General features: G+C 70.7%; 18 protein-coding genes and 1 pseudogene. 11 read left to right on the top strand and 8 right to left on the bottom strand.

The window, feature by feature from the left end; genetic code table 11:
• Positions 1-130 precede the first annotated feature (130 nt).
• The 3 genes and pseudogenes from ACZ4M3_RS16765 to ACZ4M3_RS16755 all read left to right on the top strand — a co-directional run bounded on the left by ACZ4M3_RS16765 (position 131) and on the right by ACZ4M3_RS16755 (position 4,004).
• Complete coding sequence (locus tag ACZ4M3_RS16765; RefSeq protein WP_467733220.1) at positions 131-1,531, top strand: purine-cytosine permease family protein; 1,401 nt, start codon at positions 131-133, stop codon at positions 1,529-1,531.
• A 147-nt stretch (positions 1,532-1,678) separates the two neighbouring features.
• Complete coding sequence (locus ACZ4M3_RS16760) at positions 1,679-3,346, top strand: amidohydrolase (protein ID WP_467733218.1); 1,668 nt, start codon at positions 1,679-1,681, stop codon at positions 3,344-3,346.
• A 102-nt stretch (positions 3,347-3,448) separates the two neighbouring features.
• Positions 3,449-4,004, top strand: a pseudogene (locus ACZ4M3_RS16755) (effector binding domain-containing protein).
• Between the two features lie 132 nt (positions 4,005-4,136).
• Here the strand turns inward: ACZ4M3_RS16755 and ACZ4M3_RS16750 are convergent.
• On the bottom strand, positions 4,137-4,463 hold the full coding sequence (locus tag ACZ4M3_RS16750) for a hypothetical protein (RefSeq protein ID WP_467733216.1): 327 nt from the start codon (positions 4,461-4,463) through the stop codon (positions 4,137-4,139).
• A 229-nt stretch (positions 4,464-4,692) separates the two neighbouring features.
• Between ACZ4M3_RS16750 and ACZ4M3_RS16745 the strand changes: the two genes are divergently transcribed.
• From ACZ4M3_RS16745 to ACZ4M3_RS16730, 4 genes are all read left to right on the top strand, one after another.
• Positions 4,693-4,809, top strand: coding sequence for an LmrA/YxaF family transcription factor (locus tag ACZ4M3_RS16745; RefSeq protein ID WP_467733214.1), 117 nt, complete (start codon positions 4,693-4,695; stop codon positions 4,807-4,809).
• 989 nt (positions 4,810-5,798) lie between these two features.
• Positions 5,799-6,464, top strand: a complete 666-nt coding sequence (locus ACZ4M3_RS16740; RefSeq protein ID WP_467733213.1) for an RlpA-like double-psi beta-barrel domain-containing protein — start codon at positions 5,799-5,801, stop codon at positions 6,462-6,464.
• 784 nt (positions 6,465-7,248) lie between these two features.
• Positions 7,249-8,028 carry a hypothetical protein gene (locus ACZ4M3_RS16735; protein ID WP_467733211.1) on the top strand — a complete coding sequence of 260 codons (780 nt, stop codon included), beginning with the start codon at positions 7,249-7,251 and terminating at the stop codon, positions 8,026-8,028.
• Positions 8,029-8,491: 463 nt separating this feature from the next.
• Positions 8,492-8,902, top strand: coding sequence for an alpha/beta fold hydrolase (locus ACZ4M3_RS16730; RefSeq protein WP_467733209.1), 411 nt, complete (start codon positions 8,492-8,494; stop codon positions 8,900-8,902).
• Between the two features lie 400 nt (positions 8,903-9,302).
• Here the strand turns inward: ACZ4M3_RS16730 and ACZ4M3_RS16725 are convergent, their stop codons facing one another.
• On the bottom strand, positions 9,303-10,208 hold the full coding sequence (locus tag ACZ4M3_RS16725; RefSeq protein ID WP_467733207.1) for a class I SAM-dependent methyltransferase: 906 nt from the start codon (positions 10,206-10,208) through the stop codon (positions 9,303-9,305).
• Positions 10,209-10,347: 139 nt separating this feature from the next.
• On the opposite strand from ACZ4M3_RS16725, the gene ACZ4M3_RS16720 reads away from it, so the two are divergent.
• The gene (locus ACZ4M3_RS16720) at positions 10,348-10,935 is read left to right on the top strand and encodes a TetR/AcrR family transcriptional regulator (RefSeq protein ID WP_467733205.1); all 588 of its coding nucleotides are present in this window, start codon (positions 10,348-10,350) and stop codon (positions 10,933-10,935) included.
• A 133-nt stretch (positions 10,936-11,068) separates the two neighbouring features.
• On the opposite strand, the gene ACZ4M3_RS16715 is transcribed toward ACZ4M3_RS16720, so the two are convergent.
• Together ACZ4M3_RS16715 and ACZ4M3_RS16710 are read right to left on the bottom strand one after the other, a co-directional pair.
• On the bottom strand, positions 11,069-11,284 hold the full coding sequence (locus ACZ4M3_RS16715; RefSeq protein ID WP_467733203.1) for a DUF6243 family protein: 216 nt from the start codon (positions 11,282-11,284) through the stop codon (positions 11,069-11,071).
• A gap of 372 nt (positions 11,285-11,656) precedes the next feature.
• On the bottom strand, positions 11,657-12,619 hold the full coding sequence (locus tag ACZ4M3_RS16710; RefSeq protein WP_467733201.1) for a helix-turn-helix domain-containing protein: 963 nt from the start codon (positions 12,617-12,619) through the stop codon (positions 11,657-11,659).
• Positions 12,620-12,746: 127 nt separating this feature from the next.
• Between ACZ4M3_RS16710 and ACZ4M3_RS16705 the strand changes: the two genes are divergently transcribed.
• Complete coding sequence (locus ACZ4M3_RS16705) at positions 12,747-13,790, top strand: saccharopine dehydrogenase family protein (RefSeq protein WP_467733199.1); 1,044 nt, start codon at positions 12,747-12,749, stop codon at positions 13,788-13,790.
• A gap of 503 nt (positions 13,791-14,293) precedes the next feature.
• On the top strand, positions 14,294-15,124 hold the full coding sequence (locus tag ACZ4M3_RS16700; protein WP_467733197.1) for an alpha/beta fold hydrolase: 831 nt from the start codon (positions 14,294-14,296) through the stop codon (positions 15,122-15,124).
• Between the two features lie 118 nt (positions 15,125-15,242).
• Here the strand turns inward: ACZ4M3_RS16700 and ACZ4M3_RS16695 are convergent, their stop codons facing one another.
• From ACZ4M3_RS16695 to ACZ4M3_RS16680, 4 genes are all read right to left on the bottom strand, one after another.
• A complete protein-coding gene (locus tag ACZ4M3_RS16695) occupies positions 15,243-15,746 on the bottom strand; it encodes an EF-Tu C-terminal domain-related protein (protein WP_467733195.1) in 504 nt (167 codons plus the stop codon).
• A gap of 284 nt (positions 15,747-16,030) precedes the next feature.
• Complete coding sequence (locus ACZ4M3_RS16690) at positions 16,031-17,866, bottom strand: glycoside hydrolase family 15 protein (RefSeq protein ID WP_467733193.1); 1,836 nt, start codon at positions 17,864-17,866, stop codon at positions 16,031-16,033.
• Between the two features lie 342 nt (positions 17,867-18,208).
• On the bottom strand, positions 18,209-18,544 hold the full coding sequence (locus ACZ4M3_RS16685; RefSeq protein WP_467733999.1) for a hypothetical protein: 336 nt from the start codon (positions 18,542-18,544) through the stop codon (positions 18,209-18,211).
• Between the two features lie 490 nt (positions 18,545-19,034).
• Positions 19,035-19,904, bottom strand: a complete 870-nt coding sequence (locus tag ACZ4M3_RS16680) for an MBL fold metallo-hydrolase (RefSeq protein WP_467733191.1) — start codon at positions 19,902-19,904, stop codon at positions 19,035-19,037.
• A gap of 1,146 nt (positions 19,905-21,050) precedes the next feature.
• Between ACZ4M3_RS16680 and ACZ4M3_RS16675 the strand changes: the two genes are divergently transcribed.
• Complete coding sequence (locus tag ACZ4M3_RS16675) at positions 21,051-23,045, top strand: outer membrane protein assembly factor BamB family protein (protein WP_467733189.1); 1,995 nt, start codon at positions 21,051-21,053, stop codon at positions 23,043-23,045.
• Positions 23,046-23,093 lie beyond the last annotated feature (48 nt).

Below are 23,093 nucleotides of genomic sequence, written 5' to 3'. Positions count from 1 at the left end.
ATCTTCGTGGCCCGACCTTATCCCGGACAAGGTCTTGACGCGGTCCCGTCCGGCGGCGCATCTTGAATGCCATTCAAGAACTTAGAACGTCATTCAAGGTTCATGGGGTCCACAGTCAGGGGTACGGCGCATGGCGCAGCAGGACACGACGGCCGATGTCGACGAGGTGTTCCGGGTCGAGACCCACGGCATCGACCCCATTCCCGACGCGGAGCGGCACGGAAGCGCCCGGGACCTCTTCTGGCTCTGGTTCGGCTCCAACCTCACCTTCACCTACGTGATCAACGGCGCCCTCGCCGTGGCCTTCGGCCTCTCCTTCTGGCAGGCCACCGCCGTGGTCGTGGTCAGCGGACTGTCCTTCTTCGCGGTCAGCGCCGCCGGCCTCAGCGGCATCCGCACCGGCACCGCCACCCTGGTCATCTCCCGGGCCGCCTTCGGCGTCCGCGGGAACTTCCCGGCCGGCGTCCTGAACTGGGTGGTGAGCATCGGCTACACCATCGTCAACACCGTGGTCGGCACCCTCGCCCTGGAGGTGTTCTTCGCCGAGGTGGGACTGGGCGCCGGGACCGCGGTACGGGCGCTCGCGCTCGGGATCACGCTCGCGCTCACCTTCGCCGTCGCGATGTGGGGCCACGCCACGGTCCAGTTCGCCGAGCGCTGGATGGCGTACGTCCTCGCCGTCGGTTTCGGCGCGCTCCTCGTCTTCGTCCTGCCCGGCGCCGAGACCGCCGCTCCGGCCGCCGCCGCCCCCGGCCTGTCCGGCTGGAGCCTGGCCTTCGTCGTGATGCTGGCCGGTCCCTTCTCCTACCTGCCGATGCCCGCCGACTACACCCGCTACCTGCCCCGGACCACCTCGCTGAAGTCGATCACCTGGATGGGGGCGCTCGGCGGGATCCTCTCCTCCGTCGCGCTCGGCGTCGCCGGGGTCGCCGCCGCCACCCGGACCGACATGACAGATGCGGTGGCAGGGGCCGAGAGTCTGCTTCCGAGCTGGTTCAAGCCGGTGTTCCTGGCCCTGGTCCTCGGTGGCTCCGTCACCAACTCGATCATCACCCTCTACTCCTCCAGCCTGAACCTGCAGGTCCTCGGCATCCCGTGGAGCCGCGCCCGCGCCATCGTGATCAGCGCTACGGTCACCGCAGCCGGATCGCTCGCCGCGCTCTTCCTGACCGACTTCACCACCTCGCTGCTCTCGTTCCTCTCGCTGCTGATCATCGTGTTCGCGCCCTGGGGCGGGGTCTTCCTCGCCGACATGCTGCTGCGCCGCTGCCACTACGACTCCGACGCACTCCACAGCGGGAGCGCCGGCGCTTACTGGTACCGGGCCGGCTACCACCCCGCAGGCATGGCCGCGCTGCTCGCCGGCATGGCCTTCGCCGCCCTGACCTGCGACTCCGAGCTGTGGACCGGCCCGCTGGTGGCCCCGCTCGGCGGCGCCGACCTCACTCTGCTCGGCTCGGTCGTCTCCGCGCTCACGTACGCGGCCCTCGCCCGGCGGACGCTGCGCCCGACGTACGCCCCGGCCGCCTGAACGCGACGTACTCGCCGCCCGCGCCCCTCGACTCGCCCCGTACGCCCCTCGCGCACGCCTACGTGCGCCCCTTGTGCGCCCCCCGTGGGCGAGGGGGACGTACCCGCCCCGCCCCCGTACTGCCACCTCTGCACAGGAGCACCGACCATGCCGCACCCCATCCCTGCCGATCTGTTGCTCACCGGAGCCCGTATCCACACCGTCGACCCTGACCTCCCCGAGGCCGAGGCCCTGGCCGTGTCCGACGGCCGGATCGTCTGGATCGGCCCGGACGCGGAGGCCCTCGCGTGGGCGGGCCCGGACACCGAGCGGATCGATGCGGGCGGCCGGCTGGTGCTGCCCGGCTTCATCGACGCCCACAACCACGTCCGGCTCGGCTCCGACGACGCGTGCGTACAGCTCGCCGGGGTGCGCACGCTGGAGGCGATCCTCGACCGGATCGGGGCCTGGCGCGAAGCCCACCCGGACGCCGCGTGGATCGAGGCCGAAGCGTTCGACTACTCCGCGATCCCCGGCGGCCGGATGCCCACCGCCGCCGACCTGGACCCGGTCACCGGGGACGTCCCGGCGATCGTGCTCTCGTACGACGTGCACACTGCCTGGCTGAACACGGCGGCGATGCGCCGGCTCGGGGTCGCGAAGGACCGCACCGACCTGCCCTTCGGCACCGCGGCCGTCGACCCGGAGAGCGGCGAACCCACTGGCTTCGTCAAGGACTTCGCCATCAAGGGACTCTCCCGGGACGGCCACCGGGCGCTGCGCGAGCTCGGGGTGCCGTGGGCCTCGCCGGACCGGCAGTACGGCCGGCTGGCCAAGAGCCTGGACGATGCGATCGGCTTCGGCATCACCACGGTGGTGGAACCGCAGAACTCCCTGGACGACCTGGAGCTGTACGAGCGGGCCCGCGCCGAAGGCCGGCTGCGCTCGCGGATCGTCGCGGCGCTCTTCCACCCGCGCGGCACCACGAAGGAGGAACTCGACGCGTTCGCGGCGGCGGCCCGGACGTACGCGGGAGACCGTCTGCGGGTGGGGCCGCTCAAGCTGTACATCGACGACGTGGTCGAGCCGCGCACGGCCGCGCTGCTGGAGCCGTACACCGGCTGCGGGGCACACCGGGGCGAGACCTTCTACCCGGCGGAGGAGTTCGCGGAGCTGCTGGCGCGGCTGGACGCGCGCGGATTCCAGTGCTTCGTGCACGCCACGGGCGACCGGGGAATCCGTACGGTCCTGGACGCCGTGGAACACGCCCGTACGGTCAACGGGCCGCGGGACGCCCGCCACCAAGTGGTGCACGTGGAATGCCTGGACCCGGTGGATGTGCCGCGCTTCGCCGGGCTCGGCGTGGTGGCCTGCATGCAGCCGAGGCACTGCGCGCCGGAGATCGCCGGGCCCGGCCAGGACTGGGCGGAGAACGTGGGCGAGGGCCGCTGGCACAAGGCGTGGCCGATGCGGAGCCTGCACGAGGCCGGCGCGGTGCTGGCGTTCTCGAGCGACTGGAACGTGGCCGAGATGGACCCGATGATCGGGATCTACACGGCGGTCACCCGCCGCCCGCTGGGCGGCGGCGATCCGTGGCAGCCGGCCGAGACGGTGGACGTCGCGACGGCGGTGTACGGCTACACGATGGGCTCGGCGTACGCCAACTTCCTGGAGAAGGACCGGGGTTCGCTGACGGCGGGCAAGGCGGCCGACTTCGTGGTGCTGTCCCGGGACATCCTGGCCGTGGCCCCGGAACGCATCCCGGGCACGGTGGCCGAGACGGTGGTGGTCGCGGGCGAGGTAGTCCACCGGGCCGCCTCGCGGCCGGGGTCATAGGCGCGACGGCCGGCGGTACCCGACCGGAGCGGGCACAGGATGTCGGGTGCGGCAGGCTTGGTCCTTCCTAACGTTGGTGATCGAAAGGGAAGGAGGCCGGGGTTGCTGGATCGGCTGAACCACGCCATGGAGCACATCGAGGGTCACCTCGAACACCACATAGAGGTGTCCGAATTGGCCCGCATCACGGTCACGTCTGAGTACCACTTCCGGCGGCTGTTCTCGTCACTGGCGGGTATGCCGCTGTCGGAGTACATCCGACGTCGGCGGCTTACCGTCGCCGGGGCGCCAGGCGTACCGGCGCGGCTCTGAACTCGCAGCCCCGGCTGTCCTTCCGCCTCACCGTCGAAGGGATGCTCCGGATGGTCTGCCTCAGGACCCGGAAGGCGTGGTGTCGGCGACCGTCCGCCTGTCGGACGGCTTCGAGGAGGGACGTGAACTCGACTACTACCACGCTGTGGTGACCGCCGCTGCCGAGTTGCCCGAGGACCTCGAAGCGCTGCACTGCCCGGCGGGCACCTGGGCCGTGTTCGAGACCACCGGGCCGTTCCCGCAGGCGGTGCAGCAGATGTGGGGTGACGTGGCCGCCCAGTGGATCCCGTCGAACCCGTACGAGTACCGCCCGGGGCCCGAGATCCTGCGCACTCGCCGCTCTTAGGACGATCCGGCGCGGTCCGACGCGCAACTGTGGATCCCGGTGACCCGCACCACGGACTGAGCCGGCATCGCCACGCCGGGCGGCGAGCGGGGTGAGCGCGTTCCTCTTCCTGGCTCAGCCGTTCGCGATGACTCAGTAGTGGACCGCAGCGCAGGTGACCGTGGTCTTGCCGTCTGCCGTCTTCACTACGTACTTGGTGCCGGTGAGACCGCCGAGGTCGAACCTTCCCGACTTGTCGATGGGGACCGAGCCCGAGGTGGAGCCGGAGTAGGTGACCGTCGTGCCGGCAGGGAATCCTTCACCCCACACGTGATACCTGCCGTCCGACTCCGTCTCGATGTTGCACTTTGCGGCTGAGGGGGCCGTGGTGGTCGAGGCGTGGGCGGCGACGGTGGGGCCCACGGCGAGAGCGGGGGCCAACAAGAGCGTGAGTGCTGCAAGACGACGTGTCTGGTTCATCGTTCAACCTGCCTTGGACGCTGACTGTGCGGCGCCGGTGAGGCGTGACGGCTTCGACACCCGTGGCAGCGGTCGAGCCGCTACGCCCTACTGGTGGTGAATCCACACTATCGTCAGGTTTGTCACTCGGCATCTCACGGCTCGCTTTGGCGGAAGTGGGCAGCGCGGCCGGGACCACTCCGCGCCACTCCTGCGTTTCCCACCGGCGACGCGCTGGTTCGGCCGCTGGGTGGCCGAACGGAAGGCGGCGCAGTCCCTCGCGTACTCGATGGTCATGATGCTGGAGGGTGCGTTCATGCTCAGCCGGGCTGCCCGCGATCCGGAACCGCTGCGGGTGGCCGGCTGATCGATGGCCCAGCTGCGGCGCACGACCATCACTCAGGCTGGCGAGGACTGATCCCGAACAGCGAGCACAGGCCTCGGGGCAGGCAACGCCCCGCAAGACGGTCAGAAGATCATCGCCGGTCATGTCGTCGGCGTTCTCGGACCATAGCCGCGTAATCCCGCGGCCGATCGGCTGGCCACCTCGGCTGCGCATCCGGTCCGGACGGCCCAGGCGGCCCAGCGCCCGACAGCTGTGAGGCTGATGCCGAGCAGGCGCTGATGGACCGCGGGCGGCATCTGAGTGCAGAGATCAAGCAGGGCCGCGCATGGTCCGGCCTCGGTAGGGAGTCCGATCTTGCGGAGGCGCCGGCTGAGCCCCACCGGCTGCTCCTCCCGTGGGCTCGCTTCTCCGCAGGTGCGCCACGAATGACTCCCATAGTCATGAACTTGGCTTGACGAAGGCGGATTTGAGGCGCAGTGCAGCAGCTGCTCCGGCGGTATGGAGCGCCCTGGGCCGGACGCGCCGCCAGTGGTTGCCGGCCGAGCCGGGTACTGGGCGGCCCCGGCTGCTCGTCGGTCCTCCCACGGCCACGGTTACGGCCACGGCCCGACACGCGACGGCGGCGGTGTCGGCAGCCGCCTCGGCCAGCCCGCGTTTGGAGGATGGAGCCCGTCATGTGGCCCCACCGGCCTGTTGACTCGGGCTGGTTAAGGGCAGATCAACTGAACCTTAAGGCTGCCTGTTTTCCACGGCCGTGCTTCGGTCAAGGCCGTCTGTGCGAGCGCCGCGCTGACGTCGCTTCAAGGGAAGTGGGGTTGTGACCTGCTTCTTTGAAGGTTGTGTATGAGCCTCAAGTCGAGGTGGCGTGCCGCGTAGAGCCCGAAACCTCTTCAGGGACGGAATTTGTAAGGCGGTGACAAGACTGCACTGGCTCATCACGTCGGCCCGTATGAAGGACACGGAGACAGCATCCATCGGATCGAGGAGTGTCAATGTCCCGGAAGCGGACCATGAGTTCCCAGAAGAAGATCGTGCTTTCTGTCGTAGCGGGAGCACTGGTGACCGGAGGATTCGTCACCACGATGGCGACCGGCAATGCCGCCGTCCCGGACGTCGTGTGTCCTGGGTCGACGGTGACGTTGTCGGGTGAGGCGGGTGCGCCGGCGGCGAGCAGTGGGACGTTCCCGGTGGGGACGAAGTTGAAGGTGACGAATCTGGACAACGGTCAGGCGACGACGGTGACGGTGAACGGTCCGTCGGGCAGTTGTGTCCTGTTGAACAACGCGGCCTTCGACAAGGTGCGGGAGCCGGGCAAGAATCTGATCCGGCGTGCCCGCATCGAGCGCGTGGCGGCTGGGGGCGGGAACGCCTCGACCGGATCGGGGGGCGCTCCCGGACCGGCCGGTGTGCAGGTGCCGCCCGCCACCGGAGAGGTGGTGTGTCCTGGGTCGACGGTGACGTTGTCGGGTGAGGCGGGTGCGCCGGCGGCGAGTAGTGGGACGTTCCCGGTGGGGACGAGGTTGAAGGTGACGAATCTGGACAACGGTCAGGCGACGACGGTGACGGTGAACGGTCCGTCGGGCAGTTGTGTCCTGTTGAACAACGCGGCCTTCGACAAGGTGCGGGAGCCGGGCAAGAATCTGATCCGGCGTGCCCGCATCGAGCGCGTGCGCTGAGCGACCGGAGCCGATGCGGGCACCGAAGCTACGGCGGGGCACGAGCGGCGGCACAGGCCCGTGACCGCCGTCCTCCGCACCAACAGCCCGGACGCAGTGCCGAGCTGCCGCGCGACGTCGACCTATGGAAAGGTGTGCCCACCCAACAGTTTCCAGGCCGTGCAGATCCCCGACCACCTGTCCCCCGGGGCGACGGACACCGTTCCACCGGCTCGCCGGTGCGGATCGCCGACGTACCGATCTGGTGATGCCGGGCGTCCACCACGCTCACGCGGCGAGGGTCCGCGCCAGCGCGCCGTTCTGGCCGGGGGTGGGGCGAGTTCGCTCTGGCCGAGCAGCTGCCGTACGGCTTCGGGGCCGTGGCCGCGTCGTGCGGCGGCGGGCCGTCCGAGGTCCCGCACCATCTGGCCTACGACGGTGCGGCGTACGAGGAAGAGGCCGCCCGGGCCTGCTCACGCCCTGTGAGGCGGACCCCCTCCGCCCCTTCTCCTCCCGGAGCCACGGGCAAGGGAATCTCCGCTGCTGGCGGGGCGGAGAATGCTGCGGGGAGGTGTGCCGCCCTGCAAGCGGCCGGGCCCGCCTGACGGGACGCCCGATGCCCTCCGCAGTCGGGCCGTCGGGCCGTCGGGCGGTCGGTGCATCGGCGGACGCCACCACGCCCCGCACCCGGTCGGTGGCCGGATCGGCGGTCTTTCGGCATCGGCGCGTGGCGAGGTACGACAGGTACGACCGGGCCCCCGTCCCCCTCCCCGCTCCCGCCGAACGCCACGGAGGCACACCCCCGATGACCCCCATCGGCATGACCAGCTTCGACGACGTGTACGCCCTCCCCGACCCGCGCGGCTACTTCTGCGCCCTCGGGCCGTACGCGTACCAGACCCCCGGCCACGCCCAGCCGGTCTTCCGCGCGCTCACCGCCGAACTCGGACCGGGCCGGCGTACGGTCCTCGACCTGTGCTGCTCCTACGGGATCAACGCCGCCCTCCTCAACCACGACGTCACCCTCGACGATCTCTACGCGCGCTACACCTCGGCCGCGGCGGCCCGACTCAGCACCGCCGAACTCGCCGACCTGGACCGGGACTACTACGCCGCACGCCGTCGCCCGGACGCCGTGCGGGCCGTCGGCGTTGACGTGTCACGGGCCGCCCTGGATTACGCGGTGGCCGTCGGGCTGCTCGACGAAGGGCACTGCGTGGATTTGGAGCGCACGGAGCCGGGGGAGCGGTTGCGCGGCTCGCTCGCCGGGACGGGCCTGATCACCGTGACGGGCGGCACCAGCTTCCTCACCGAACGCACCTTCGTCCGGTTGTTCACCGCCATCGGCCACCCCGTGCCGGTCGCCGCCTTCGTGCTGCGCACTCACGACTACGGGGCGATCTGCGGCTGCCTGCGGTCGTACGGCCTCACCGTCGAGCGGGCCGCCACCACCCAACCACAGCGCCGCTTCACCGACCGCGGGGAGCAGCAGCGCGCGGTGGCCACCGTCACCGCCTTCGGCGAGGACCCCGCAGGCAAGGAATCGGCAGGATACTTCCACACCCGCCTGCACCTGGCCCGCTGAACGCCCCCAGCCCCGGACGAGGACCAGTTCGGCAGCACGTCGTCGCGCTGTGACCTGACCCGTGTACGCACCTGACGGCTCCTTCGCCCGATGCCCGTGGGGGTGCCGGCGAACCGCGGCATGAGCTGTACGGACCGCCGACCGGGTGGCCAGTCTGCCTAAGCTGTACGGCAGAGGCGCCATAAGCGGTGAAGGCTGCTGGTGGCAGCGCCGTTGAACTCGGAAAACCACTCGGCGGTGAGCTTGTTCTGCCGACAAGGGCACCACTATGGAACTCACAGCGCCGGTCAGCAGCGGCCAGTTATGGGCAGATGACACCGGAGGGGGTGGCCCTCCGCTGGTGCTTTGCACCCGGGCGTCGGGGATTCGCGCATCTGGGACCCGATCCTGCCGAAGCTGACCGAACGTCACCGAGTGATCCGCTACGAGGTGCGGGGCTACGGGCGATCCCCGCAGCCGACCCGTGCCCTATTCGCTCCTCGATGACCTGGTGGCTGTTCTTGATCACTTCGGGCTGCGCGAATGGGCGGCAGCCGGTGCCGATGAGGACGCCGTGGCCCAGTTGCGGGCTGCCGCTCCGGCGTGGCTTACCGAGGGTGCGTCCCAGCAGGGGGACCCGCCCGCGTTCGACCGGCTCCACGAGCTGGACACGCCGACCGTGGTCATGGTGGGGGACCTGGACCGACCGGGGCTGATCACGTGCAACGAGGAGGTAGCCGCACGAACCCCTGGCTGCCGCCTCCTGAGGATGCCCGGCGTCGACCATCTTCCGCCGCTGCGCGTTCCTGGCCTGGTTGCCAACACTGTTCTGGACTACTGCGGCGGAAAGGTGCTCGGACAACGCGCCCGAGGACCGGCCCTGACCTGCCCATAGCGTGTCCTGTCCGGGGCAGCCAGGAGATGACAGCCCCGACACGGGATCTGCTGAGCAGCGGGCGCCGCGCTCATGCCGCACGCGGCCCTCGGCCGTGCTCTACGGTGTGGACCGTTCGACGCTCTCACATGCGGTGCGCGAGGTGAGGCCGCTGCTCGTGGCGCGGGCTGCGCGGTGCCCGACTTGCCGGGAGCGGGGCATCGAACCCTGGAGGACCTGTTTGCACACGCCGACGCCGAGGGGGTGCGCCTTCGGATGGACGGCACGGAGGTGCGGGTCCGCCGTCCCCTGGCCGGCCGCAGCGGATGCCGTCGCCGAGCGCCTCGCCCGCGGGTGCATGAACTTGGACAGCTGCCAACTGCTCTCCTCCGGTACACCCGGAGACAGCGCCTGAAGCCGGCTACGTTCCCGAGCCGTCGGCGGCGATCAGGTTCTGGAGCGAGGGCCGCTCCGATGAGTCGGCCGGGCGTTCCGCCGTGACGAGCCAGGACGTGCTGCGCAGCCGGACCGTGGCGTCCGTCGCCTCATGGTTGCGCAGATGGTTGGTCAGGGTGCGGCGGGCGGCAACCTGTGCAGGCGCATCGACCTGCTCCATCAGGTGGCGACCGGGGCCGGTTTCCAGCAGGAACCCTGCCGCGTCCTCGGCTCCCCGTCCCCATACCCCGTAGGCCTGCGTCTGGTTGATGGTGATACCGGTGAATCCGGCCGCTTCGAGGACGCCGTGGACCCGGTCCGGGGCAGCCAGGGAGAACATGCCGGGCTGCCCCGGCCGCCCGAAGTCGCCGATCGGCAGGAAGTCGCGCAGTGCGGCCAGCGCCAGGACCCAGTCGTTGAGTGCGGCATCGGCCGGGCAGACGAACGCCAGGCGTCCGCCGGGCCGCAGCGCCCGGCGGACATTGTCGAATGCCGCGACGGGGTCGGCGAAGAACATCACCCCGTAGCGACTGATCGCCGCGTCGAACGCGCCCGCCTCGAAAGGGTGTGCCTGCGCATCGCCTTGCGTGAAGGAGGCGTTGGTGATGCCCTCCCGCTCTGCTCGGGCTCGTGCCTGGGCGAGCATCGGGCCGGACAGGTCGAGGCCCAGTGCGCACCCTCGGGGGGCCCGGACCGCAGCGAGGCGCGTGGTCTGGCCGGAGCCGCAGCCGAGGTCGAGGGTCCGGTGATCCACGGCGATGCCGGCGGCGTCGAGGAGTGGCTCGTTGAACCCCTCGTTCACGGCGTTCCAGCGGTCCTGGTTGCCGGCCCAGTGGACCCCTTCAGGGCCGTTCCACGCTTGGGCCTGCTCGGTGTTGACGATGTCTGGCACGACTTCCTCCCATGACGTGTGACCTGGAACGGGCACCTGCCCAAACAGTATGGGCGCGTGCCCATACTGACAATCCCCCGTACTATTGACGAATGGCGCCCCCTTTGAGGGCGACGGAGGTGGAACGGAAGAGGGCTCCATGTCACCGCGCGGAGTGGCGACGCCGAACGTCCGCGAGCGGCTGTTCGCGGCCGCCGAACGCGTCGTGGAAAGGGAGGGGCCCGGCGCGCTCACCAGCCGGTCCGTGACGACCGAGGCGGGCTGCGCCAAGGGGCTGCTGCACGCCCACTTCGCGGGGTTCGATGAATTCGTGGCCGAGCTCTGCCTCGACCGATTCGCGCGAACGGCGGCGAAGGCGCGGGAACTGTCTACGCTCGCCGGACAGGGCACGGTGGCGCGCAACCTCAACGCCGTCGCGCTGGCGCTGTTCGACTCCGGCGGTCCCGCCGTCGCCGGACTGGCCATGAGCCGCCCCAACGCCGCGCTCGTCATCCGCAAGGCCCTGGAAGGAGGCGCGCCCGGATTCACCGCGATCCAGGAGGCCATCACCTGCTACCTGAATGACGAGAGGGAGCTTGGCCGGGTGCCGGAGACCGCCGACCCGGGCACGGTGGCTCTCGCTGTCGTCGGCACCGCCCACCACCTCCTGATGACCAGCTGGCCGGGCGCCCCCGACCCACGGCCCGCCATGACGCGCCTGGTGACCGCGCTGGTGGACAGCCCTTAGACCGCGTCCTGTGCGGTGAGTCGGACGAGCCGTCTGTGGCAGCAGAAGGCGGCGCCGAGGCCGGGGAAGGGCCGCGGAGCGTCCTCACGGTCGGACCCTGGCCCGTGAGGGGCCGCCCTGCAGCGGCCGCGCGTCAGCTCTGTGCGGTGTCGTCGCCCGCCTGCCCGGCGCCCTCAGCTGCGCCCGCCTTCTCGCGCATCTTGCGCACCAGCTCCGCCTTCTGGTCGGCCGCACCCTGGCGGTCGCGGTTGCGGTGCGGACCGTTGTTCTGCCGTTCGGCGCGGGACAGCTTCTTGCGCTGGCCGCCGCCTTGGCCCACGGGGTTGTTGATGTTCTTGCTCACGGTCACGGGTTCTCCCGGTAATGATCGAAGTGATCTACGGATTCAACGATGGGGGACGGGCGGCAATCGACGTTGAAGGACGTCAGCAGGCGCCCATCACGCTCTCAGTCCGCAAAATCGGCGTCTGGAAGAACATGACAAAGACGTTACCCGGTTCCGTCGGCCCCGCAGACCACCTCCCCGAGGTGCGGTACACCTCGATGTCCTCTGCCATCCCGTCCCCTCACCCAGCGAGGGCCGGGCCACAGCGGTTCTCGACCCCCGGCCACCCCCGACGGAAGGCGTCGTGACCGACTCCGAGGACGAAGACCGCACCGACGCCCCCACGCCCGCCGGCACCCCTTCCCGCTCCTCAACGCCCAGCCTTCCCCCGCAACGCTACGAGGGGGGCGCCAACGGCGTCCCTTGGGAGCGGAAGGTGCGGCGGTAGGTGTCGGGTGGCACCCCGACGCTGCGGTGGAAGTGGCGGCGCAGGGTGGTGGCAGTGCCCATACCGGTGGCCACGGCGATGGTGTCCACGGTGGCGTCGGTGGTCTCCAGCAGTTCCTGGGCATGGCGGATGCGCTGGGTGTGGAGCCACTGCAGCGGCGTGGTCCCGGTGAGGTGTTTGAAGTGCCGGCCGAGGTGACGTGAGCTCATGCGGGCCTGCCGGGCCAGGTCCTCCACGGTGAGCGGTTGGTCCAGTCGCTCCAGCGCCCAAGGGAAAAGGTCACTCAGGGGATGGTTGCCCGGCGTGGGGAGGGGGGTGGCTATGAACTGGGCTTGGCCGCCGTCGCGGTGGGGTGGGATGACCAGACGTCGGGCGATCTTGTTGGCGTTGGCCGAACCGTGGTCGAGGCGGACCAGGTGCAGGCACAGGTCCATGGCGGCGGCCTTGCCCGCGGAGGTGAGGACATCGCCGTTGTCGACGTAGAGGACGTCAGGATCGACGGTGGCCGCCGGGTGGCGCCGCGCCAATTCCCCCGTGTGCGCCCAATGTGTGGTGGCGCGCCTGTCATCGAGCAGTCCTGCCGCGCCCAAGACGAAGGCGCCCGTGCACAGCGAGGCCACGCGGGCACCGGCCGCGTGAGCGGCGCGCACCGCCTCGACCAGTTCAGGGGTCGGTTCGCGATCCGTGTCGGCCCAGCCGGGGATGATCACCGTGTCCGCGTACGCGAGATGGTCGAGTCCGTGGTCGGGTTCGAGGCGGAAGCGGCCGACGCGCACCGGGCCGTTTCCGCAGAGGGAGAAGTCGTACCAGGGGTCCACGATGTGGGTCAGGTCGGACCCGAAGATCTCGAGCGCCACGGACAGTTCGTAGTGGAGCATGCCATCGGTGACGGCCAGCGCAACAGTGGGCATGTCCGAAACTGTACGTGGCGTGTCGTTTCCGACGCTCGTGCGGGTGCTGCCTCGAAGACAGGATGGGGGAGGTCAGGCGCTGCGGATCGACGGCGCAGCGGGCGTTCGAGTGCACGGGGGCAGTCTCATGGGATCAGGTCAACTGGTAGCGGTGTTCGGCGCGTACGGTCACACGGGGCGGTTCGTGGTCGCAGAGCTGGCCAGGCGCGGGTTCGTCCCGTTGCCGTCCGGGCGCAACGCGCAGGCCCTGGAGGAGCTGGCCGACGAGCACGGGCTGGAGGCCCGGGTAGCGTCGGTCGAGGACCCGGCTTCGCTGGACCGGGCCCTGGCGGGAACGGCGGCGGTCATCAACTGCGCCGGCCCCTTCGCCTCGACCACCGGCCCCGTCATCGAGGCCGCGCTGCGCGCGGGGATCCCGTACCTGGACGTGGCGGCCGAGCTCGAGGCAAATCTCGACACCTTCGCCCATTACCGCGAGCGGGCCCGGGACGCCGGAGCGGTGATCGTCCCGGCCATGGCCTTCTTCGGCGGCCTTGGCGACCTGCTGGCCACCGCGGCGATGGGCGACTGGACCGACGCCGACGAGGCCCACATCGCCTACGCCCTCAGCAGCTGGCACCCCACCGCCGGCACCCGGCTCTCGGGCAAGGTCTCCCGCGAGCGGCGCGGCGACCACCGCCTGCGCTACAGCGGCGGGCAGTGGGAGCGCCGCACGGACCAGGCGCCCACCCTGGAGTGGACCTTCCCGGATCCGATGGGGCCCCGGCAGGTGATCGGGGAGTTCACGATGGCGGACGTCATCACCGTCACCCAGCACTTGTCGATCCCCGATGTGACCACCTACATGACCGTCGAGGCGGTCCGGGACATAGCCGCCCCCCACACGCCGGCCCCGACCGCCGCCGACCGGAGCGGGCGCTCGGACCAGACCTTCCTCGTCGACGCCGTCGTGCGCTCGGGCGGAGTCGAACGCCGGGCCACGGCCGGCGGGCAGGACATCTACGCCGTCACCGCGCCCCTTGTCGTCGAGGCCCTCGAGCGCGTCCTCAGCCGCCGCATCAAGACCATCGGCGTCGCCTCCGCGGGCGAGATCTTCGACGCCCCGGATTTCCTGCACGCCCTCGCCCCACACATCACACTCGACCTGAACCCGCAGCTGCAGATCGCCTGACCGCACCCGTCGGCCCGGCTGTCGGGCGCGCCCCCTCAGTGAGCCATGACGACGTAGGCCTCGGAGTCCGCGGTCGTCGCGGACTCCGAGCAAACCCTCCTGTGCGGTTACGTGCCCGCCGTCCTCCTGGCCGGCCGGTCTCCAGCGCCACCCTCGGCCGGTCCCGGGCCGACCCGTCGCCGCCCTGGTCGCGGCCACCGCAGGCAAGGAGGGGCGTGACGCCTCGCAGGGCGCGGGAAGCTGCGCGGCCCCCGTTTCCAGTGGGAGTTCAACGGCAACCCCGACCAGCTCTGGAAGTTCGACGGGCCGCAGCCCAAGCTCTGGTAGCGGGGAGCCCGTCGGCCCGTCCGGGTCTCTCCGGAGGGCGGGGCACCGACAGGAATTCCCGGCGCAGCACACCAGGGAGCCGCCTCGGCCATGACCTCGGTGGTAATGGCCAGGCGTGCTGCGCCGGGCGAGGATGGTGCCACGCCCCACAACCGCCTCACGATGGGATCCCCGTCATGCCGTACTTCGAGTCCACGACCGATCACACCCGCCTCCACTTCGTCGACTACGGTCCGGCGAGCGGTCCCGTCATCGTCTTCGTCAACAGCTCCTACTTCAGCACCGAGATGTGGGAGTACCAGATGCTGCCGCTGGCGGCCGAAGGGTTCCGGTGCGTGGGGTTCGACCGTAGGGGACATGGCAGGTCCGAGGACGTCTGGGGCGGTTTCGACCTCGATACGCTGGCCGGCGATCTGGGCGCCCTGCTCGACCACCTGGACCTGCTCGACGTCACGCTGGTCGGGCACTCTCTCGGCACCGCCGAGGTCGTCCGCCAGCTGGCCCTCGGCGGTGGTGAGCGCGTGGCCCGGGTTGTTCTCGTCAGCGGAGTGGTGCCGGGGCCGGCCCGGTCTTCGCATCACGCCGAGGGACTGGATCCAGAGCTCATCCGGGCGTTCAACGAGACCTTCCGGCAGGATCGGGCGAAGTTCTTCGCCGACGGGGCGGACGCCTTCTTCGCCCGCCATCTTCCGGGCCCCCAGGTGTCGGACGCGTACGTGGCGCACATGGTGGACCTCTGCCACCAAGCGACGGCACGGGCCGCGACGGCCCTCAACGACCTCCTGCCCTCGCTGAACCTCGTACCGGAGCTGGCGAAGATCGACTGCCCGGTCCTCGTCGTGCACGGGTCCGCCGACGCTTCCGCCCCGCTCCACCTCACGGGCCGCCGTACGGCCGCCTTGATCCCGGGCGCGGCACTCCACGTGTACGAGAACGCGGGCCACGGGCTGTTCGCGACCCACGCGGACCGCCTCAACGAAGACCTGCGCACCTTCGCCCGTACCTGAGTACCGCGGGGCGTGTGGGTGTCCCTCGTCGGGCGCGGCGGCCCAGACCCACATGGCACTTGAGCAGGGCACAACACCGACAAGACCGGTTACCCGCCGGCGAGGATCACCATGAGACTCAGTGCAGGAGCCGGGTGACAGTTCCCGAGCCGGCAGCGCGACCGTGGAGACGGAAGGCGAATGCCTGGCCGACCTCAAGAGCGACGGGCCGTTCGAGCGTGACCGTCACCGCACCCATGTGAAGCGGTCGCAGCACGTCCGTTTCACGAGGCAGCGTCACCATGCCCCTCACGGCAGCAGCCCGAATATAGAAGTCGAGGCTCACCCCGGTGAGCACTTCCGCCCCGCCCTGTTCCTCCGGCAGCAGCGTGATGTCCGCGGCGAAGCCGACGTGTGCGCCGATTGAGCCCGGTGCCGCGAGGATCTGCCCCCGCTCCATTGCTCCCGCCACCGCACCAGGCATCAGCAGCCCCACGTTCATGCCCGCACTCGCCTCGTTGACGCGCACCCCGCTCACGTCGATGTCAGTGACGTGATGAGCGAGCGCATCGCTGCCGAAGCCGACGAGCTCCACCGCGTCGCCCTTGCGAACCCGCCCGCGCTCGATCCGGCCCGTCGGCATGACCAGCCTGCCCGGCCTCGGGTAGAAGACATCCTCGTACGTAGTCCGCTGTGTCCGTCTGTTCCCGTTGGGACCGGGGCACCACCGCTGACAGGGCGATTCCCGGGCCTGGAGAGCAGCTCGACGGCACCTGCCCGGAGAACGCCGAGTACGCGGACCGGCTGGTGCGGTACCTGGTCAACACCGACGAGCCCGACCGCGTCAGGCAGCCGGCAGCAGTCCCACGCCTGCTGCGCCGACCGGCACTGCGCACCACGTGGCGCCAGGTACGGCGGGGTGCCGCGTCAGCCCAGTGCGCGGTCGAGGTTGAAGGCGGCGCTGACCAGCGAGAGATGGGTGAAGGCCTGGGGGAAGTTGCCCAGTTGTTCTCCGGTCGGTCCGATCTCCTCTGCGAACAGGCCGACGTGGTTGGCGTAGGTGAGCATCTTCTCGAAGGCGAGCCTGGCCTCCTCCAGCCGGCCGGCGCGGGCCAGTGCCTCCACGTACCAGAAGGAGCAGATCGAGAACGTGCCCTCGGGGCCGTGCAGGCCGTCCGGGCTGGCGGTCGGGTCGTAGCGGTACACCAGCGAGTCGGAGACCAGGTCCGTGGTGAGCGCGTCCAGGGTGGCGAGCCACTTGGGGTCGGTGGGCGAGATGAACTTGGCCATCGGCATCATCAACAGCGAGGCGTCCAGCACGTGGCCGTCCAGTCCCTGGACGAACGCCCCGCGTTCGGCCGACCAGCCGCGCCGCATGATCTGCCGGTAGATCGCGTCCCGGGACTCCCGCCAGCGGGTCAGGTCCGCCGGCAGACCGCGGCGGTTCGCCATGCGTATCGCGCGCTCCAGCGCCACCCAGCACATCAGCCGTGAGTACACGAAGTTCCGCCGGCCCGCCCTGGTCTCCCAGATCCCCTCGTCGGGCTGGTCCCAGTGCTCACACAGCCAGTCCACCACGGCACCGACCTCGTCCCAGCGGTCACTGCTGATCGGCTGCCCCCACTTGTCGTAGAGGTAGATGGAGTCGATCAGCGCACCGTAGATGTCCAGCTGGAGCTGGCCGGTGGCGGCGTTGCCCACCCGGACCGGCGCCGCTCCGAGGTATCCTTCCAGGTGCGGAAGCACATGTTCGGGCAGGTCGGTGCGCCCGTCTATGCCGTACATGATCTGCAACGGACCGGTGTCCCCCATGCCCCGCAGGATGCCCCGTTCGGAGATGAACCCCATGAAGGCCTCGGCCTCCGAGGTGAACCCCAGGCGCAGCATCGCGTAGATGCAGAAGGCGGCGTCGCGCACCCACACGTAGCGGTAGTCCCAGTTGCGCTCGCCGCCGATCTGCTCGGGCAGGCTGGTGGTAGGTGCGGCTACGATCGCACCGGTCGGTGCGTAGGTGAGCAACTTCAGCACCAGCGCGGAGCGGTTCACCATTTCCCGCCACCGCCCGTGGTAGCGGGATGCGGCCAGCCAGTGGCGCCAGAACCGGACGGTCGCATCGGCCTGCTCCTGCGCCTCGGCGCGCGGGCACGCCCTGGGTGGGACGTCGTCGCCGATATGGTCGAGGGCGAACACGTGGGACTCACCCTCCAGGAGCTTGAAGTGCGACGACACGTCCCGCCCGTCGGTTTCCAGGGGGGAGGTGGCGGTCAGCGCGAGCGTCAATGACGGGGAGCGGAACACGGCTGTGTGGTCTTCGAGGTGCGTGGTGTGCGCTTCGGCGCCGTAGCCGAAGCGGGGGGCGATCCGCGCCCTGAACGGGAGCGTTCCGCGGACGCAGACCACCCGCCGGATCAGCCGGTGGCGGGACGCCTCGCGCGAGTCGTCGACCACGGGCATGAAGTCCTGGATCTCCGCCACCCCGTCGGCGGCGAAGAACCGCGTGATCAGCACGTTCGTGTCGGGGAAGTAGAACTGCCGGCTGCGGGTCCGCACCTCGGCGGCCAGCTCGAACGACCCGCCCCGGTCGGCGTCGAGAATGGACCCGAAGACGCTGGGTGCGTCGAAGCGCGGGCAGCAGTACCAGTCGATGGTGCCGTTCGTGCCGACCAGGGCGGTCGTACGAAGATCGCCGATCAGACCGTGATCGGAAATCGGCATGTAGCGGCTGCCGTCCGCCTGCTCGATACCAGTCGCGTCGAACGCCATACCGGCCTCCCTGCCGCTGCGACCCGTGCCTGGAGATGGTGCCTTGTTGTTCATGCTAGACCGCTGCTCGTAGCGGGGTCTGACGGAGCCGGGTGGACAGGCCGCGGTGGCGGGCGCGCTTCAGGGCGGGCGGGAGTTCCGGCCTTTCTTGCTACGTTGCGTGGCGGCACGTCTCCCTGGGTGTTCATGCGCGTAGTCGCGTGCGTCTTTCCGGGCGCTGCATTTGGTGCGCGGTCCTCGCCCGACGCCACGACGGGGGAGTTCGACAGCGCCCGTGTTGCGTCCGGCCTCCGGCGCGGACCCGGCCGGCCGGACGGCATCGGCAACCGTCCGGGGAGCCCTTCAGACGTCGCCGATGGCAACCGTATCGGCGTCGCCCGTGGCCGAACGCGGCCAGGAGTCGACCTGAGTGGCGGTGGCCTGGGCCGGTCTCCTGTAGCGGATGGCGATCTCCTCGGTCCGGCCGACGGCCGTGGGCCGCCTGTTCCGCGGCTCGCCAGATGATTCCTTCCGGTTCCAGGTCCCGGTTGGCGAGTACGACCGCGTCGACCGCCGGCCGGCGCATCGGGTGTAGTGGCGGAGCGCAGCCCCGGGGTCGTACTGACCGGCCAGGCACCGGGCCAGGACACCGGTGTCTGCGATGGACCGCGATCCGCCGTTCATGGCCGTGGGGAACACCGGATGTGCGGCGTCGCCCGGCACGGTGACCCGCCCGAAGCTCCAGCGTGGCAGGGGGCGCGGTCGAGCATCGGGTACTCAACGATCACCGACGCGTGCTCGACCAGTGCTCCGAGGTCGATCCACGGCGGGGCGGGCGGTCCGTGGCGGACCTCCGGCACCCGGTTCATCAAGGCGTTGCCGTCCGCCGTATCCGGGTCTCTTCCATCGCCACACCCGCCGCCGCGACCGGCCGGTGCCGCCCACCCGCCCGGCCGAATCCGACCGGTATCGCCCGGCCAGGCGGCAGGGGCGGTTACCCGTGCACCGTCAGCGTCCCGTAGGCGGATCCGACACCAGCGGGTCCGGCCCGGCACGTTGCCCGGTCACAGGCCCCGGCCGGGCGCGCAAGGATCATCCGCATGTCGGTATATGGCTCCTTTGCGCCGGGGCTCCAGGTCGAGGCAGCGTGGCCGGTGTCATGGGTTGCGGCTCCGGTTGGGCCGCCCTCTCACCAGCGAACGGCGGTGAAGTCGACCGGCCGAGGCTGCAGCAGCCGAGTGCGTTCAGCCAGTGTTCTCAACCGCTGGGACATCTCGTCGGCGGACAGTCGGCGGCGATCGCCGTGGCCCGGCAGAACCCATTCGAACCGGATCCGTCCGGCCGTTCTGGCGAGTGAGGTGGCCAATTCCTCAATGGAGTACCAGGTCACACTGTCCGCGACTGCCAGGTCTTCCGTGGTGCGTGACCAGTAGAAGCTGTCCCCGCTGAAGCAGTACCGGTCGTCTGCGAGGTAGAGCACGCTGCCCTCGGTGTGGCCGGGCAGCGGGTGGGCTGTGACTCCCTCACTGATCTCCAGAGGCTCCAGGCCCCGGATCACCTGGTCCGCGTCCGGCGCCGCATCGAGGTCGCCCTCGTGGATCCACAGCCGGGCGCCGAAATGGTCCGCGTAGCGGCGGCCGTGTGCAGCGTGGTCGCGGTGGGTCAGGAGCACATCGGTGACCGGGCCCACTGCTGCGTAACGTTCGGCGAGGTCACGGCTCCAGCGCGGTGTGTCGATCATCATGACGGTGCGGGAGGGCCGCAGAAGCAGGTAGGAATTGGCTCCGGCGGTGTGTTTCGAGTTGTGCCCGCACAGCAGTACGCCGTTGTCCAAGGCCATCGGAAAGGGATCGAGCCGCTGGTCCGGTTGGCCGGAGGAGGGGCGGATCGAGCGGGTGGGGCAGGCGAAGACGGCTGCGTGTAAGTTCCGCGTTTCCACTTCGTCGCGGGGCTGGCGCAGGATCTGGGACCTTCCGTCAGCCTCCCCGATCAGGTCGGGCGCGAGCTGTCGTGCGACATCGCAGTTGGAGCAGCGTTCGTCCACGTACCAGCGGTCCACGGCAAGTGTCCTTCCACGGGGCGACGACCCACGATCGGGGCCGCTTTCCAGAGTTACCCCACCCGCGGCCCGAATCGATAGGCCCTGCCGATCTTGTACTTCCGGTCCCCGTACGTTCTCCCGACTCGGCCAACGCCCGGACACGTCCGCCACCTGGTGGCGGCCGACCGGTAGGGATGGGCGCGCAAAGATCCGGACAGGACGACCAGCCGGCGCCACAGCGCGGTCCAACCGGAGGCGCCGGGCCGGACGAGATCAGCGGAGGCACGCAGCCAGGCCCCTTGCAGGGCGAGCAGGTCATCGGGGAAGCGGGCCCCCTGGAGGAGCGCCTGGCAGACGCGGTCGGGCAAAGGCGGCGGGAGGTGGAGTTCGAACGCCGGCGCGTGAGGCGGCGCCTCGATGCCCGTGGCCGAGGGCGGGGTGCCCTGGCCGAACCAGCCTCCGACTGCCTACGCCGACAGCGTGCCGGTCCTGTACCACCCGACCCGAGTTCCGGGTTGCCCCGACGTCCCGGACCCGATCGCTGCGCCGCGCCATCGGCGGCCCGTTCGACCGCACCGTCCTCACCCCACCGGCTGGCGCGCGGTCGCCGTAGCGCTCGCCATGGGAGCGGGCTCCGGTCGTTCGGCCTCGATGCCGTCAACGAGGTGGACCGGCAACAGGCCTATTACTCATGCTGCGGCGGCAACACCGCCGGGCCGGCTTCGGGGTCCGGCCGGGGCGTGGTCCCGGAAGCCCCGCTGCGCCGCGGCCCTGCACGCCCGCGGCGTGATCACGATCCGGTTGCACGCGAGGAGCACGGCTTCGCCCTGATCACCCGGGACGGGGCCGGCCGCACCGTGGCGGCGGGCCCGGGATCGGCGGCCCGGGTCCGCTGAGCGCTGCCTGCCTCCCCCAACTCGCTTGTGGGCAAGTGTCATTGCGTATCGAGGAGGTGTCGCGGATGATCGGGGTGGCGGCCGGATCGGCGGTCGCCGGTGAAGCGGCGGGGGGCTGGCTTTCCGCGACCGCACTGGACGGCGTGTCAATGTTCGATGCCTAAGGGGCTGCCGGCAGCGGCCTCGTGGTGCAGCGATCAACCGGGGGGTTGAGGCGATGGATCGTACGGGGGCGGGTGAGCCGACGCGGTTAGGGCCCTATCGGCTGGTGCGGAAGCTGGCCGACAGCACACTGGGCGGCCCGGTCCGCCTGGGCCGGGGTCCGGGAGGGGTGCTGGCGGCCGTCACGCTGGTACCGGAAGCGCTGGCGCGGGACCTGCGGTTCCGAGCGGACGTGGAACGGGCCTTGACCCTCACGGGTGCGGGCCTCGCCCCGCTGCTCGGCGCCGATCTGGACGGCCCGACGCCGTGGCTGGCCGATACGTTCACCCCGGCGGTGACCCTCCGGCAGGCGGTGGAGGGACACGGGCCGTTGCCCTGGCCGAGTCTGTCGGTGCTGGCGCCGGGGCTGGCGCAGGCGCTCGCGAGCGTGCACACGGCCGGCTTCGCGTACGGCGCGCTCACGCCCGGCGCGGTACTGCTCGCCGTGCCCGCGCCCCTGCTGGCGGCCCGGGTGTCGGGGGCCGCGGCCCAGTCGGACGACGTGTCGGACTTGGCGACGGTCCTGGACTTCGCGGCTGGCGGGACCGTTGCGCCGGCGAGCGTGTTGCTGCCGTTGCTGCAGGAGGCCATCGACGAGTTCCGGCTGCGGCCCGGCGCGGAACCGGTCGAGCGGCCCGCCGTTCGGCGGCTGATCGAGCTTCTCGGCGGTCAGGCCGACGGGGCCCCGGACGGCGGCTGGCTGCCCGCGCCCGTGGCCGCGGAGTCCGCGGCGGTCGGAAGCGGCCCGGGAATCAGCCGCCGCACGCTGCTCGCGGGTACGGCGGGCGGCGTGTTGGCCGCCGCCGGCCTGGCGACCGTGCTCGCGTGGCCGAGCCGGTCCGGACCCGGTGCGCCGGGCGGGGCCGTCACGCCGGCCGGGTCGTTGCCGGTCGAGTCCCCTCCGGCTGGGTCACCGTCCCCGACCGGCGAGGTACGGGTCGAATTGGCGGGGGCGCAGCCGGCCACGGTCTGGCAGATCGTCCTCCAGGACGAGCCGAGCGGCCTGGCGGCCTCGGACGCGGTCCTCGCCCTCGTGTCGCAGAAGTCGACCCTGTACGTCGACCGCGACGGCAAACAGGCGTTCAGTCCGCACAACCTGACCATGTTCCCGTGGTCCGACCGGTCGATGATGACGTTCGCCAACGGAACCTTCTACGTCCTGGGCGATGTCCGCGGCTCGGGGTCGGCCCTTGCCGCGCTCGACGCCACCACCGGGAACCCGAAATGGGCGGTGTCGCTGCCCGCGCTGCTGGGCGGCGGCAACCAGCCCGCCGACGTGGCGGTGGCCGGGGACACGGTGTACGTGAGCGCGGGCGATCTCTCACTGGGCGACGACATCGGCTCCGCCTCCACCTACAGCGGTGTGCTCGCCGCGTTCGACGCCGCAGGCGGCGAACTGCGGTGGAAGACGAGCGGCACCGATCTGAGCAATGTCCTGGTGCCGCCGAGCGGGCACCTGCTCCTGGCGGCCGGCGCCGCCGCGAAGCCCGACGGCCAGGTCGTCGTGCTCGACGCGGCGGCGAACGGCGCCCGCGGCTGGAAGCAGACCGTGCCGAACGGCCGGTGGTACTACCAGGCAGGACCCGCGATGACCTGCTACGCGGGCGGCCTGTTCGTGTTCGGCGCCGACCGGATCGTCGCGGCCGACCCGACGACCGGACAGCAGGTCTGGGACCTGAGGGCCGACGAGCAGCCCGACGTTCGCTTCGGCACCCCCTTTGCCGGCCCGGACGGCAAGACCGTCTACGTCCCGGTCGGCCAGGACCTGATCGCCCTCGACTCCGCGAACGGCAAGGTCAGATGGGTGGCCGTCCTGCCGTCGCACGTGATGTGGACGGCGGCCCTCTCCCTCAACGGCGTCCACGCCCGCTGCTCGGCCGACACCGTCCTCGCCACCGACACGCAGCGGAACCTGTGGGCGATCGACGCGGCCACCGGACAAGCCCGGTGGAAGTACAACGATCCGGCCGCCCCGCCGTCCGGGTTCCGGTGGACGGTCGCCGGCGAACGGGTCTACGTCTCCTCCAACCTCACCCTCACCGCGATCGCCACCCGCGGCTGAGCCCGGCCGGGAGCACCCGTACACCGGCGATCGGAAAGGACACCCGCA

The sequence above is a fragment of the Streptomyces sp. NPDC026522 genome (assembly GCF_055567555.1).
The sequence above is the reverse complement of the archived record's forward strand: the minus strand, read 5'-3'. Positions and strand labels throughout refer to the sequence as shown.